The 12338-nt window shown below is 39.0% G+C and carries 13 protein-coding genes; 3 read left to right on the forward strand and 10 right to left on the reverse strand.

Annotated features, from left to right (window positions below):
• Positions 1-2: 2 nt before the first annotated feature.
• Both HMPREF2961_RS04755 and HMPREF2961_RS04760 read right to left on the reverse strand, forming a co-directional pair.
• Positions 3-740 carry a glycerophosphodiester phosphodiesterase gene (locus HMPREF2961_RS04755; RefSeq protein WP_070704044.1) on the reverse strand — a complete coding sequence of 246 codons (738 nt, stop codon included), beginning with the start codon at positions 738-740 and terminating at the stop codon, positions 3-5.
• Between the two features lie 90 nt (positions 741-830).
• Positions 831-1358, reverse strand: a complete 528-nt coding sequence (locus HMPREF2961_RS04760; protein WP_002289403.1) for a CAP domain-containing protein — start codon at positions 1356-1358, stop codon at positions 831-833.
• A gap of 179 nt (positions 1359-1537) precedes the next feature.
• Here HMPREF2961_RS04760 and clpP point away from each other — a divergent pair, with 179 nt between their 5' ends.
• A complete protein-coding gene (gene clpP / locus HMPREF2961_RS04765; RefSeq protein WP_002289402.1) occupies positions 1538-2131 on the forward strand; it encodes an ATP-dependent Clp endopeptidase proteolytic subunit ClpP in 594 nt (197 codons plus the stop codon).
• Positions 2132-2232: 101 nt separating this feature from the next.
• Here the strand turns inward: clpP and HMPREF2961_RS04770 are convergent, their stop codons facing one another.
• The 4 genes from HMPREF2961_RS04770 to efrA all read right to left on the reverse strand — a co-directional run bounded on the left by HMPREF2961_RS04770 (position 2233) and on the right by efrA (position 6647).
• Positions 2233-2718, reverse strand: a complete 486-nt coding sequence (locus tag HMPREF2961_RS04770) for a gamma carbonic anhydrase family protein (protein WP_002310223.1) — start codon at positions 2716-2718, stop codon at positions 2233-2235.
• 149 nt (positions 2719-2867) lie between these two features.
• Complete coding sequence (locus HMPREF2961_RS04775; RefSeq protein ID WP_002315450.1) at positions 2868-3065, reverse strand: hypothetical protein; 198 nt, start codon at positions 3063-3065, stop codon at positions 2868-2870.
• 94 nt (positions 3066-3159) lie between these two features.
• Complete coding sequence (gene efrB, locus HMPREF2961_RS04780; RefSeq protein ID WP_002315451.1) at positions 3160-4920, reverse strand: multidrug efflux ABC transporter subunit EfrB; 1761 nt, start codon at positions 4918-4920, stop codon at positions 3160-3162.
• Positions 4917-6647 carry a multidrug efflux ABC transporter subunit EfrA gene (gene efrA, locus HMPREF2961_RS04785; RefSeq protein WP_002314241.1) on the reverse strand — a complete coding sequence of 577 codons (1731 nt, stop codon included), beginning with the start codon at positions 6645-6647 and terminating at the stop codon, positions 4917-4919. Before efrA ends, efrB begins: the two co-directional genes overlap by 4 nt.
• A gap of 392 nt (positions 6648-7039) precedes the next feature.
• On the opposite strand from efrA, the gene HMPREF2961_RS04790 reads away from it, so the two are divergent.
• Both HMPREF2961_RS04790 and rnjA read left to right on the forward strand, forming a co-directional pair.
• On the forward strand, positions 7040-7252 hold the full coding sequence (locus HMPREF2961_RS04790) for a DNA-directed RNA polymerase subunit epsilon (protein ID WP_002287947.1): 213 nt from the start codon (positions 7040-7042) through the stop codon (positions 7250-7252).
• A gap of 1 nt (position 7253) precedes the next feature.
• Positions 7254-8933: a ribonuclease J1 gene (rnjA, locus tag HMPREF2961_RS04795; RefSeq protein ID WP_002310218.1), complete on the forward strand. Its 1680-nt coding sequence runs from the start codon at positions 7254-7256 to the stop codon at positions 8931-8933.
• 257 nt (positions 8934-9190) lie between these two features.
• Here rnjA and HMPREF2961_RS04800 read toward each other — a convergent pair whose 3' ends face one another.
• From HMPREF2961_RS04800 to HMPREF2961_RS04815, 4 genes are all read right to left on the reverse strand, one after another.
• The gene (locus tag HMPREF2961_RS04800; protein ID WP_002294067.1) at positions 9191-9391 is read right to left on the reverse strand and encodes a cold-shock protein; all 201 of its coding nucleotides are present in this window, start codon (positions 9389-9391) and stop codon (positions 9191-9193) included.
• A gap of 149 nt (positions 9392-9540) precedes the next feature.
• Complete coding sequence (gene radC, locus HMPREF2961_RS04805; RefSeq protein ID WP_002315453.1) at positions 9541-10233, reverse strand: RadC family protein; 693 nt, start codon at positions 10231-10233, stop codon at positions 9541-9543.
• A 54-nt stretch (positions 10234-10287) separates the two neighbouring features.
• Positions 10288-10941 (reverse strand): HAD family hydrolase, encoded by a 654-nt coding sequence (locus HMPREF2961_RS04810; protein ID WP_002315454.1) that lies wholly within the window; start codon positions 10939-10941, stop codon positions 10288-10290.
• Positions 10931-12244 (reverse strand): bifunctional folylpolyglutamate synthase/dihydrofolate synthase, encoded by a 1314-nt coding sequence (locus HMPREF2961_RS04815; protein ID WP_024636474.1) that lies wholly within the window; start codon positions 12242-12244, stop codon positions 10931-10933. The genes HMPREF2961_RS04810 and HMPREF2961_RS04815 overlap by 11 nt, the downstream gene beginning before the upstream one ends.
• Between the last annotated feature and the right edge of the window lie 94 nt (positions 12245-12338).

Below are 12338 nucleotides of genomic sequence, written 5' to 3' on the forward strand. Positions count from 1 at the left end.
TTTTACCTACTTTTCGTTGTTTGTTTCCACCGAAGAGCTTTCTCCGGAAAATCAGTTATTATTCCATCTATTTTGAGTTCTTGACATTTGGCCATTTCTTCTTCATCGTTGATCGTCCATGCACGAATTGCTTTTGGAAAATCAGCTGCTTGGCCTGGATGTTCGAACAACCAAGTATTTTTTGGATGTATTCCTTCTATATAAGGGGTTTCTGCTGCTAGTTGGATCTTTTTATCAGAAGTACTCATCAATAAGTCCAACTGTATCTCTGGTTCCAATAACGCGATTTTTTCCAAAGAAGCCAAATGAAAGCTGCAATATGCATGTTGAAAAGGCCACTCTCTGCTTTTTAATGTTTCGGCTAATTTTTCTTCGATACCGGGATATTCATACTGATCAGTTTTAATTTCAATCATTAGCATCCCTCGGTAATTTTTTTGGAGAAGCAGTCCTAAAACTTCTTTCAATTCAGGGACTTTAGCTGCTGGAAATTCTTTGCTGAATTTGCCTCCTGCATTCAATTTTTTGAGTTCTTCCAATGTTTTTTCTCGAATCAGCCCTTTACCGTTAGTCGTCCGATCCACTTCTTCGTCATGCATAACGATCAAATAACCATCTTTGCTTAGATGAACATCTAGTTCGATACCATCTGCACCTACTCGTACAGCTTCTGCAAATGCAGGAAGGGTATTTTCTGGGTGGGTACCGCTGCTTCCGCGATGAGCATAGATTTGTAACATCTTTCTTCACTCCGTTCAGTTCTATTGTATCATTAAGAAAAAAAGAAAGCATTGCCACGCTCTCATGTGCAACGGCAATACTTCAAAATATCAGCTCCAAACATCATCTTTCGAGAAGAAACCAATCGGCTGGCGCGTCATAGTCTTCAACTGTGCTTTTTTTTCATTGATCATTTCAGTCAAACTATCCGTAAAATTCTCTAAAATCACGCGTCCGCCTTTATAAGCATATCCACCAATCTTCATTGTTTCATCTGGAGATAAAATCACTTTTCGATGGGAGATGTTCTTAAACAGCTCATCTAAAATATAATTTGGCAGATAAAAACTATTCTGCGCTGAAAATGATTGGAGATACGCAAAATCGTCAATCGTGATATAACAATCATCGAATGCATCAAAGCTGACATATTCTTCCATCAGCGTCGTCCGTTTTTGCAAGATCTCGTTGATCTTTTTATTTAATTGGTTCAGCGTCTCGATTTCTTTGACTTTCAATTCCAATTCACGTCTACGCTGTTCTTTATTTTCTAAGTGACGCATTTGCAGTATCATGCCGATATAGACAACTACAGCACCCGTCAACACGCCGATAAGACCGGTAATACCAACTATCAATCTGTTGTTCCTCCTTGTTTTGCTTCTCTGCTTATCATACCATAAAGCAGGTTTATGCGACTAATTTGCCTAAGTTTTTTATTTGACCTTTTTTGACCAAAAATGTATACTACTTTTTAGGTATTAGAAACTAAATTATGGTACACTATTTCTAAACGAAACCAAGGAGGAACTCTATTATGAATTTAATTCCTACAGTCATTGAACAATCATCACGAGGCGAAAGAGCTTACGATATCTACTCACGTTTATTGAAAGACCGTATCATCATGTTAAGCGGCCAAGTAACTGATGATCTTGCTAATTCGATCATCGCCCAATTGCTTTTCTTAGATGCTCAAGATTCTGAAAAAGATATCTATCTTTATATCAATTCTCCTGGTGGTTCAGTTACAGCAGGTATGGCTATCTACGACACAATGAACTTTGTCAAAGCAGATGTCCAAACAATCGTTATGGGTATGGCTGCTTCAATGGGAAGCTTCTTGCTGACAGCTGGTACAAAAGGGAAACGATTTGCTTTACCAAATGCTGAGATCATGATCCATCAACCTCTTGGCGGCGCTCAAGGTCAAGCAACTGAAATCGAAATTGCGGCACGTCATATTTTACAAACACGCGAACGCTTAAACAAAATTTTAGCTGAACGCACTGGCCAACCGCTTGAAGTGATTGAAAAAGATACAGACCGTGACAACTATATGACAGCTGAACAAGCAAAAGCATATGGATTGATTGATGAAGTCATGGAAAACAGTTCTTCATTAAATTAATCTGTTTCAAAGGAAGCTTTTTAAGCTCTCTTATCTAAACCAAAAAAAGGATGGCCAGCTCAAACTGACCATCCTTTTTTTATTTTTATGGATGCTACTGCCTATCTTTGCTCCTTGAATTTTCCTTGCGCATGCATCCGACCTATTTCGACATAATGCTGGATGTTTTCTTTGTTTTTTTGGATTTCTTCTTTTGTCAAAGGCCGGATCACTTTAGCTGGACGACCAAAAGCCAAGACATTAGGAGGAATAACTTTTCCTTCTGTTACTAATGATCCAGCACCAATCAAACTATTCTCACCAATAACCGCATGATTCAATATCGTGGTTCCCATCCCGATCAGCGCCCCTTTTTCGATTGTACAGCCGTGTAGCATGCACTGATGTCCTACCGTCACATTCTCCGCAATATCTACAGGTGCATCATGATCGACATGGACGATTGTACCATCTTGGATATTCGTTCTTTGTCCTACTTTTATCCAATTACTGTCCCCGCGTAAAACTGCTTGATACCAGATCGTCACATCTTCTGACAATGTCACGTCGCCAATCACTGTAGCATTTGATGCTATAAACCGTTCCATCTCTATTTTCTCCTTTCGTTTTTTTGTAGAAACTAATCCTATTGAATAAATGTATCATAGCATATATTTATTTTATAAGAAAAAACAGGTAAAACCTGCTCAGTCCAGATGCCTATTTGCGCTATCTGGTAAACTGACGTTTTACCTGTTTATTGTACCTCTATCTTTTCTTCTATTACTTTCTTCAAAACTAATTCGTACACTTCGATTTGTGCTGCCAAGCGTTCGATTTGAAACTCATTTTCAAAAAAATCAGCTGAATCAAATGGTTTTGTCTGACAGACGTGCGTTAAACGATCAATTTCTCTTTTGGCTTCAGTGATTTTTTCATTTAAGAACTGTTCCATCTCCGTGCCCTCACTTTTTTTGATAACCTTACTTTACCATTATCAAGAAAGGAGAACAAAAAATAAGTTTCAAACTGTTTTATCCTTCTATGATTTATCCTGCTTCCTCAGCAAATTGGCTGTTATACAGTTTTTCATAAAATCCGCCTTGTGCCAATAAACTCTCATGTGTTCCTTTTTCAATGATCTGACCTTGGTCCATCACTAGAATCAGATCTGCATCGCGTATCGTCGATAAACGGTGAGCAATGACAAAACTTGTCCGCCCCTCCATCACGCGATCCATCGCTTTTTGAATCAATGCTTCTAAACGAGTGTCTACTGAACTTGTCGCTTCATCCAAAATCAAAATTTTAGGATCTGAAACCACTGCTCGGGCAATCGTCAGCAACTGTTTTTGTCCTAAAGACACATTGTCTCCCTCAGCATTGATGGCCATCTCATATCCATCTGGCATTGTCCGGATAAAATGGTCTACGTTTGCTGTTTTTGCAGCATCTACTACTTCATAATCTGTCGCATCAAGCTTTCCAAAACGGATATTATCGGCAATCGTTCCTTGATAGAGCCATGCATCTTGTAAGACCATACCAAACAAGGAACGGACATCACTGCGGCTCATTGATTTGGTATCAATCCCGTCGATCCTGATAGCTCCTTTGTCTACGTCGTAAAAACGCATCAATAGATTGATCAAGGTCGTCTTGCCGGCACCAGTCGGACCGACGACAGCCACGGTTTGACCTGCTTTCACTTCAAAGTTCAAATCTTGGATCAATGGTTTCTTCGGATCATACGCAAAATCGACATGATCGAATGTCACATCTCCTAAAATCGTTTCTGGCAGTAAAACATCTACTTTGTTTTCTTTTTCTTCTGGCTCATCTAAAATCTCGAATACACGTTTTGTTGCCGCTGATGCACTTTGCAAAACAGAAGACAATTGTGTCACGTTCCCCATCGGCTGGCTGATTTGCCAAATATATTGGATGAACGCCTGAAGTTGACCAACAACGATTGCTCCAGTAATAACATAGAAACTTCCTAGAACAGCCATACCAATATAAGTAGCATAGGCAGTTAGTTGGACTAATGGCATCATCAACCCAGAAATGAACGCTGCGCGGAACCCAAAGTATTTCAAGCTGTGATTTACTTTTTTGAATCCTTCCAATGTTTCTTTTTCGCGTCCGTATACTTTCAATACACTGAAACCTGTCATATTTTCTTGAACGTAGCCGTTTAGCTCACCAAGCGAATTCTGCATGCTTTGAAAATATTTCTGCGAAGCATTGATCACTCGTTTGGAGATCCAGATCGATGTTGGAATCATGATCATAGAGATCAGCGCCATCATCGGCTGGATATAAAACATCATTGCTGCAGCCAACGTAATTCCCAATATCGCATTTACGATACCAATAAAAGCTTGTTGTAAAGCACCGCTGACTGCATCTACATCATTCGTCACACGAGACAAAATATTTCCTTGCTGGTTTTTATCGAAATAAGAAACCGGAAGACGATTGATTTTTTCTTCTATATCTCTTCGCAAATCATGCATGGCACTTTGAACGACATTTGTCATCAAAACACCAGAAAGCAATTGCGAAATACAATACCCTATTCCGACAACTGTGATCCAAATAAGACATTTGAATATATAAGAAAAATTGATTGATTCGCCATTGGCAATATTACGGCTGATTTCTGTAGTGGGAAGTCCTGTAACATATGGCAAAGCCACGTTGAAAGCCACTGTCAGAACTGTAAATAGGATCACTAGAAGAAAAGTCCCACGATACGGTCTGATATATCGAGCTAAACGTTTTAAGGAAGAAAAGGTTTTTTTCATGCTAGTTCCTCCTTTGATAATTGAGAAGCGGCAATATCATAATAAATCGGGCATTTTTCCAACAACTCCCGATGTGTCCCCATACCGACGACTTCTCCTTCATTTAATACGATGATCTTATCTGCATGCATGATCGTTCCCACACGTTGTGCTACGATCAATACAGTAGATTCTGTTGTTTCTTTTTTCAGACGAGCACGTAACTTCGCATCCGTTTGATAATCTAATGCAGAAAAGCTGTCATCAAAAATATAGATTTCCGGACGGCGTATGATGGCTCTGGCTATTGCCAATCGTTGTTTTTGTCCGCCTGAAAAATTGGAACCACCTTCTGATAAATGTTCGTCAAATCCATCTGGTTTTCGAGAAATGAATTCTGAAGCTTGAGCAATCTCAGCTGCACGTTCCATTTCTTCTTGTGTGGCATCTTCTTTCCCGTATCGCAAATTATCGGCAATCGTTCCAGTAAATAGCAGCGCTTTTTGCGGAATAAACCCAATCTTGTCTCGCAACTTGCTTAACCGATAATCTCTCACGTCTACTCCGTCGACCAAGATCTTTCCTTCACTCACATCATAAAAGCGAGGAATCAATTGAATCAACGTAGATTTTCCGCTACCGGTACTTCCAATAAAAGCAACGGTTTCTCCTGGAGAGGCTGTAAAACTGACATTTCGAATCACTGGCTCTTGCGAATGGCCTGGATAAGCAAATGTTACATTTTGAAATTCGATATACCCTTTAGTCTTCGTATCCGATATACCATTTGGATCTTCTACAATCGAAGGTTTGGCATCTAGTGCCTCTTGGATACGTCCAGCTGAAACGGCTGCTCTTGGATACATCATGAACACACTGGCAAATAACATGAATGAGAATAAGGCATGGAATATATACTCGATAAATGCAATCAAATCTCCTACCCGAAGTTCGCCAGCATCGATTTGCACTGCCCCGCTCCAAATGATCAATACCATCACGATATTAAATAAGAAATAAAAACCTGGTTGTGCAACAGCCATCAAACGGAACAAGCTTTTCGAACTAGCAGCATAATTCTCATTGACTACAGCAAAGCGTTTTTCTTCAAACTTTTCATTGACGAATGCACGAATCACACGCAATCCTGAAAGGTTTTCCCGCAAGATACTATTGATTTTATCTAAGTTTTTTTGTTGTTTTTTAGATAACGGCTCAGACACCTTAGCAATCGCTACGACCGCCAATAATAGCAAAGGCAATGCGCCTACTACATACAAGCTGAGTGTCACACTTGTACGCATGACCATGTACAAACTGACAACGAACATCATCGGCGCCATGAAACCGATACGTAAAATATTTTGCAGGAACAACATGATCTGATAAGCATCATTTGTTGTACGAGTGATCAAGGAAGATACGCCTAAATTTTCGTACTCCTGATGCGAATAGCTTTGGATCTTTTCGAACAAGTCATCTCGAATATCTGCTACGATATTGGTCGTGATCCTCGAACCAAAATAACCTAACAAGATATTCAAAATAATACCGATTACGGTAATAACGATCATAAATATCCCTTGCTGTTTCACATAATCAAAATCATCATTGCGGATTCCTACATCAATCATACGCGCTAAAATCGTAGGAAGTCCTAATTCAATCAAAATAAAACCGAATACGCATATAAAATTGAAAAACAAGAATTTCTTATAACGCATGGTATAATGCCACATTAGTTTCACTTTCTCATCTCCTTTTAATCTTTTGTTACATTTTCATTACTAAAAATGATAGCACAACGAACCTATTAATAGAACACTTCTCTCATAAAAAAGTCATTATGATTATAGTAAAATGATAAACGTTGATTTTTTCTTTCAATCTAGTTGATTTCTATACTTATTTGCTGTTTTATGCTAGAATAACAATTAATTGTTGTATATTTTTTATACAGAAGGTACGGTTGAAAAAATATCCGAACAGATGAGCAAAAACGAGGCTTGTCTCTTTGACTCGAATCCAGTATTCTAGTCAAAGCATATGAAAAACTAGGTGGCTTGTCCCCTCGTTTTGTGTTGTCTAAAAAAATCAACTAGCTAAATCACTGCTTTACGCAGATAAAGGAGACAAAACAATGATCTATAAAGTTTATTATCAAGAAACAAAAGTACGTAACCCTAAACGGGAAGAAACAAAATCTCTTTACATTGAGGCAAAAAGCGATGTAGACGCTCGCCAACGTGTGGAAGAAAATACCCCATACAATATTGAATTCGTTCAACTTCTAGAAGGAAGTCATCTAGAATACGAAAAAGAAAATGCTGATTTCTCATTAGTGGAGTTTTAATATGAAACTTTCCATCAAAAATAATGAGACAGGCGTCTTTGCTATTGGTGGATTAGGTGAAATCGGGAAAAATACGTATGGGGTACAATTCCAAGATGAAATCATTTTGATTGATGCCGGGATCAAGTTCCCGGAAGACGATCTACTTGGAATTGACTATGTCATTCCCGACTACAGCTACATCATACAAAACTTGCACAAAGTAAAAGCCCTAGTGATTACTCACGGACATGAAGACCACATCGGCGGAATACCCTACTTGCTAAAACAAGCAAATATTCCTATCTATGCTGGTCCTCTCGCATTAGCGTTGATCACGAACAAATTAGATGAGCATGGCTTGCTTCGAGAGGCAGAGCTTCATGAAATCAATGAAGATACGATTATTCGTTTTAGAAAAACTTCTGTCAGCTTTTTCAGAACGACTCATAGTATCCCAGACGCATTAGGGATCGTGGTAAAAACACCTTCTGGTAATATCGTAGCGACTGGAGACTTCAAGTTTGATTTCACTCCCGTCGGCGAACCAGCAAACTTGCATAAAATGGCTCGTATCGGGGAAGAAGGTGTCTTGTGCCTTTTATCTGATAGTACAAATGCTGAGATTCCAACATTTACTAAATCAGAAAAAACGATTGGTCATTCTATCTTGAAGATCTTTTCAAAAATCGAAGGTCGTATTATTTTTGCCAGCTTTGCTTCTAATATCTTCCGTTTGCAGCAAGCAGCAGATGCCGCTGTGGCGACTGGTCGTAAAATCGCTGTTTTCGGACGTAGCATGGAAAATGCCATTGTCAATGGCCAACGTTTAGGATATATCAAAGTTCCAGACGGCACATTTGTAGATGCACATGAAATCAATCGCTTGCCTGCTAACGAAACGATGATCCTATGTACAGGTTCTCAAGGGGAAGCGATGGCCGCTTTGAGCCGTATTGCAAATGGTACCCACCGTCAAATCCAAATCCAGCCAGACGATACAGTGATCTTTTCAAGTTCACCTATCCCTGGTAATACAACAAGTGTCAATCATTTGATCAACTTGCTGTCTGAAGCTGGCGCAGAAGTAATCCATGGAAAAATCAATAACATCCATACTTCCGGTCACGGTGGACAAGAAGAACAAAAATTGATGCTTCGCTTGATGAAACCAAAATATTTTATCCCTGTCCATGGAGAATTCCGCATGCTGAAAGTCCATGCTTCTCTAGCACAAGATGTAGGTGTTCCTGCAGAAAACTGCTTCATCATGGAAAATGGCGATGTTTTAGCGTTAACTAGCGATTCTGCACGTCCAGCTGGGCATTTTGTGGCTGGAGATGTGTATATCGATGGTAGCGGGATCGGCGATATCGGTAATGTCGTTTTACGTGACCGTCACTTGCTTTCAGAAGAAGGTCTTGTATTAGCTGTTGCAACAGTAGATATCAAGAAAAAAGAAATCTTGGCTGGTCCAGATATTCTCTCTCGTGGATTTGTCTACATGCGAGAATCAGGAGAAATGATCAATGAAGCTCAGCGAATCTTATTCCATGCTTTAAGAGAATGTTTAAATGGACCTGACTGTTCAGAATATAAATTGAAAGAAGCGATGACTGGCGCACTTCAGCCATTCTTATTCGAACGTACAGAAAGACATCCAATGATTTTACCGATGGTCATGACACCAGATGAAGAATAAGTAAGAGGGTGTGAAATTAGTGCCCTGACCTGAGTATAAGAGAAACCAAACGGAAAACAGGACAAGTTGTTTTTATTTGGCTGTTCTTATTGCTTGATACAGGGCAGCTTTTTCACAACCTCTTAAAATTTATTTACTTTTTCATACAAAAAATACCTGCCACAAGAGAAATTTCCTCTTGTGGCAGGTATTTTTGTTACTCGCTTTGTTCTCTCGTAAAAATTGATGCCTACCATCAATTTGATTTACAGATAAAATTAAGCTTTTACAACGTTTGCAGCTTGTGGGCCACGGTCTGATTCTTCAACGTCAAAAGTCACTGCTTGACCTTCTTCTAATGTTTTGAATCCGTCACCTTGGATAGCAGAGAAGTGTACGAATACGTCGCTTCCATCTTCACGTGAGATAAATCCAAATCCTTTTTCAGCGTTGAACCATTTTACTGTTCCGTTTTCCATAATAATATCCTCCTCGTGCCAAAAGCACTTATTTAAATTGTAACATTGCTCGTGTACGATAGAGGTGCAACAGATGTTTCAACTTCTATTCCCAAACAAAATTACAATATAATTGTACACTTGCTTCATTTTTTTTGCAAGAAAGCAACTTACTTCTCTTCCATTAATCCTTCTTCTCTCAAACTAAAATATCGTTTACGTCCGATGATCAAATGATCCAGTACAGTGATACCCATCATTTCTCCGCACTTTTGTATCCTTTTAGTAAAATTCATATCCTGTTGTGATGGAATAACATTACCAGAAGGATGATTATGTGCTAAAACGATTCTTGCCGCGCAGTAACGTACGGCATAATGGAATATTTCTCTAGGATGAGCGACTGACTGATTCAGCGAACCGATGAACACTGTCTTTTTTAAGATCACTTGATTCTTCGTGTCCAAATAAATACAAATCAAATGTTCCTGTTTGTGATCTTTCATTTCCAGAATCAATTGTTGTGCCAGTTCATAGCTAGTACGAATGGCGGGAGATGCTCTTTCTTGGTCCGTCTGAATGCGGCGGCCTAACTCGATCAAGGCTTTGATTTCGATTGCTTTCACACGTCCTATCCCTCGAATCTCTTCTAACTCATGCAAAGTAGCCTGTCGTAAAGAAGCCAATCCTCCAAACGTTTTTAACAGATTGCCGGCAATCGACATCACACTATGAGGGTGCTGACCAGTACGCAGTAAAATTGCTAAAAGCTCCTGATCCGATAAAGCTTCAGCTCCATAAATTTCCATACGTTCCCTTGGTAAAGAGCTAGTTGGTACTTCTTTGATCAATCGTTTTTCCAAAAAAACATCTCCTTTCTATCTTTTCTAAAATAAGATACGAAAAGAGATGGATTTTTATTTTATCAATGCAGGGATTTCATGCAAAGAAGAAACGACCCCAGCCGTTTTTTTGATCAATTCTTGGGAAGGCGGAAGCAAATCTGGAACCATGACTACAGGGATCTCAGCCGCAGAAGCTGCTAAAATACCATTTTGTGAATCTTCTAAAATCAATGTTTCTTTCTTAGCTGTACCTAATTTCTGATTGGCTAATAAAAAAATTTCCGGATCTGGTTTTGCTCGTTGGACATTCTCTGCGGAAACAATCGTCTCAAATCGTTCAAACAGATTGTTCTTCTTCAATAAAAGTTCAATGACAGCTCGTTGGTTACTGGAAGCGACAACTTTGGGAATCTGATGTTCTTCTAAAAAAGAGAGGAGTTCCAACACACCTGGCTTCATTTGTACGGCTCCTTTTGAAAAGCGCTCAAGCGTTTCCTGATATGAATCGTCTATGAATTTTTGTACGCTTGTTTTACCGAATTCCGCAAAAATCATATGATAATTCGCCCACACTTCTTCATCGGAAACACCTAAGAATTTTAAATACAGGTCTTTATCATAAGGAAAACCCATCCTATCTGCTACTACTTGTGAAGCCTCGTAATATACTAACTCTGTGTCAAACAATAAACCATCCATATCAAAAATCACTGCATTATACTTCATGGTCTCCTCCTAATTGTATTAATAAATGACGAACTTCTGAAATGAAATAAAGCGAACCGGTCACAACTAATACATCTTCATTTGTCATCTTTTCCAATATATCTGCTAATCCGAATTGCCACAATGAAACGATTGATACTCTCTCACTTGCTAAATCTGATACTTCACTTAATTCGATAGCTTTTGGATGTTCAAAGGTCGTCAAATAAATATGGACATTTGGTACTTGTTGCAGTCGTTCTAGCATTTCTCTAACATTTTTAGTTCGTAAGGCGGAAAACAAAATGTTGATTTGATATCCTTTGAATTCTTTTTTCAAATTCTCAACAAGCCGGTTCATTGCATGCGTATTATGGGCACCATCTAAAACAACTAATGGCTCGTTACTCAAACGCTCCATTCTTCCTGGCCATCGAGATTTCTTCAACCCCTTCAAAACATCTTTTTCTCGAAAAGGCAGCTTTTCCAATTGACAGTAAACAAAATACAATTCGATGGCTACTCCTGCATTTTCAGCTTGATGTTGCCCTAAAAGCGGCGTGGTTAGTTGAGGGATTTTCCCTGCTTCATTAAAGAATTCAAATACTTCTCCCCAAGTCTCATCAGGATGCAGATAGTTTATTTTATAATTTTCCCCGTATACATAAAGCATCGCATTTTTTTCTTTAGCTGTTTGTTTGATGACATTAAAAGCTTCTGGGCCGATGTTTCCTGTGACAACTGGAACGCCTTGTTTGATGATTCCTGCTTTTTGCGCAGCGATTTCTTCAATCGTCTCTCCAAGTATCTCGGTATGATCAAGCCCAATCGTTGTTATTCCAGTTAGCATCGGTACAGCTACATTGGTAGAATCCAATAAGCCACCTAAGCCCACTTCAATAATCGCTACGTCTACTTTCTTCATCAAAAAATAATCAAATGCCATTGCTGTTAATGTCTCAAATTCAGTGATACCAGCTACTGCTTCAAATTGATCAAGTTGTTTGATCAGCGGCTGATATTTTTTTACAAGCTGGATCAAGTCATTGTCTGGGATACTTTTGCCATTGATTGCAATCCGTTCATTGAACGTTTCGATATAAGGTGAAGTAAACGTTCCAACTATCAGACCAGCTTCTTCTAATAGGCTTCTCAAATAGGCTACAGTAGACCCTTTTCCGTTTGTTCCAGCGATATGGATCGTTTTTACTTTCCTCTCCGGATGACCTACCACTTCTAATAAAGCTTCGACTCGGTCAAGACCAGGACGTGAACCAAATGGTAATCGACTATGGATCCATTCTATTGCTTCTTCAATCGTCATCAACAATTCCCCCATTTCTCTTTTATTATAACAAATAGAAGACATAAGAAAAATAAAAGGACGATAGAGAGAAAAATCTGCTCCGGATACATGA

This window comes from Enterococcus sp. HMSC076E04 (assembly GCF_001814285.1).
GTDB classification, from domain to species: Bacteria; Bacillota; Bacilli; order Lactobacillales; family Enterococcaceae; genus Enterococcus_B; species Enterococcus_B lactis.

Bases quoted from the DNA above. Each gene is read 5' to 3' on its own strand.
- HMPREF2961_RS04755 (WP_070704044.1), bottom strand. From the start codon at position 740: ATGTTACAAATCTATGCTCATCGCGGAAGCAGCGGTACCCACCCAGAA.
- clpP (WP_002289402.1), top strand. From the start codon at position 1,538: ATGAATTTAATTCCTACAGTCATTGAACAATCATCACGAGGCGAAAGA.
- HMPREF2961_RS04770 (WP_002310223.1), bottom strand. From the start codon at position 2,718: ATGGAACGGTTTATAGCATCAAATGCTACAGTGATTGGCGACGTGACA.
- HMPREF2961_RS04775 (WP_002315450.1), bottom strand. From the start codon at position 3,065: ATGGAACAGTTCTTAAATGAAAAAATCACTGAAGCCAAAAGAGAAATT.
- efrB (WP_002315451.1), bottom strand. From the start codon at position 4,920: ATGAAAAAAACCTTTTCTTCCTTAAAACGTTTAGCTCGATATATCAGA.
- HMPREF2961_RS04790 (WP_002287947.1), top strand. From the start codon at position 7,040: ATGATCTATAAAGTTTATTATCAAGAAACAAAAGTACGTAACCCTAAA.
- rnjA (WP_002310218.1), top strand. From the start codon at position 7,254: ATGAAACTTTCCATCAAAAATAATGAGACAGGCGTCTTTGCTATTGGT.
- HMPREF2961_RS04800 (WP_002294067.1), bottom strand. From the start codon at position 9,391: ATGGAAAACGGAACAGTAAAATGGTTCAACGCTGAAAAAGGATTTGGA.
- HMPREF2961_RS04810 (WP_002315454.1), bottom strand. From the start codon at position 10,941: ATGAAGTATAATGCAGTGATTTTTGATATGGATGGTTTATTGTTTGAC.
- HMPREF2961_RS04815 (WP_024636474.1), bottom strand. From the start codon at position 12,244: ATGACGATTGAAGAAGCAATAGAATGGATCCATAGTCGATTACCATTT.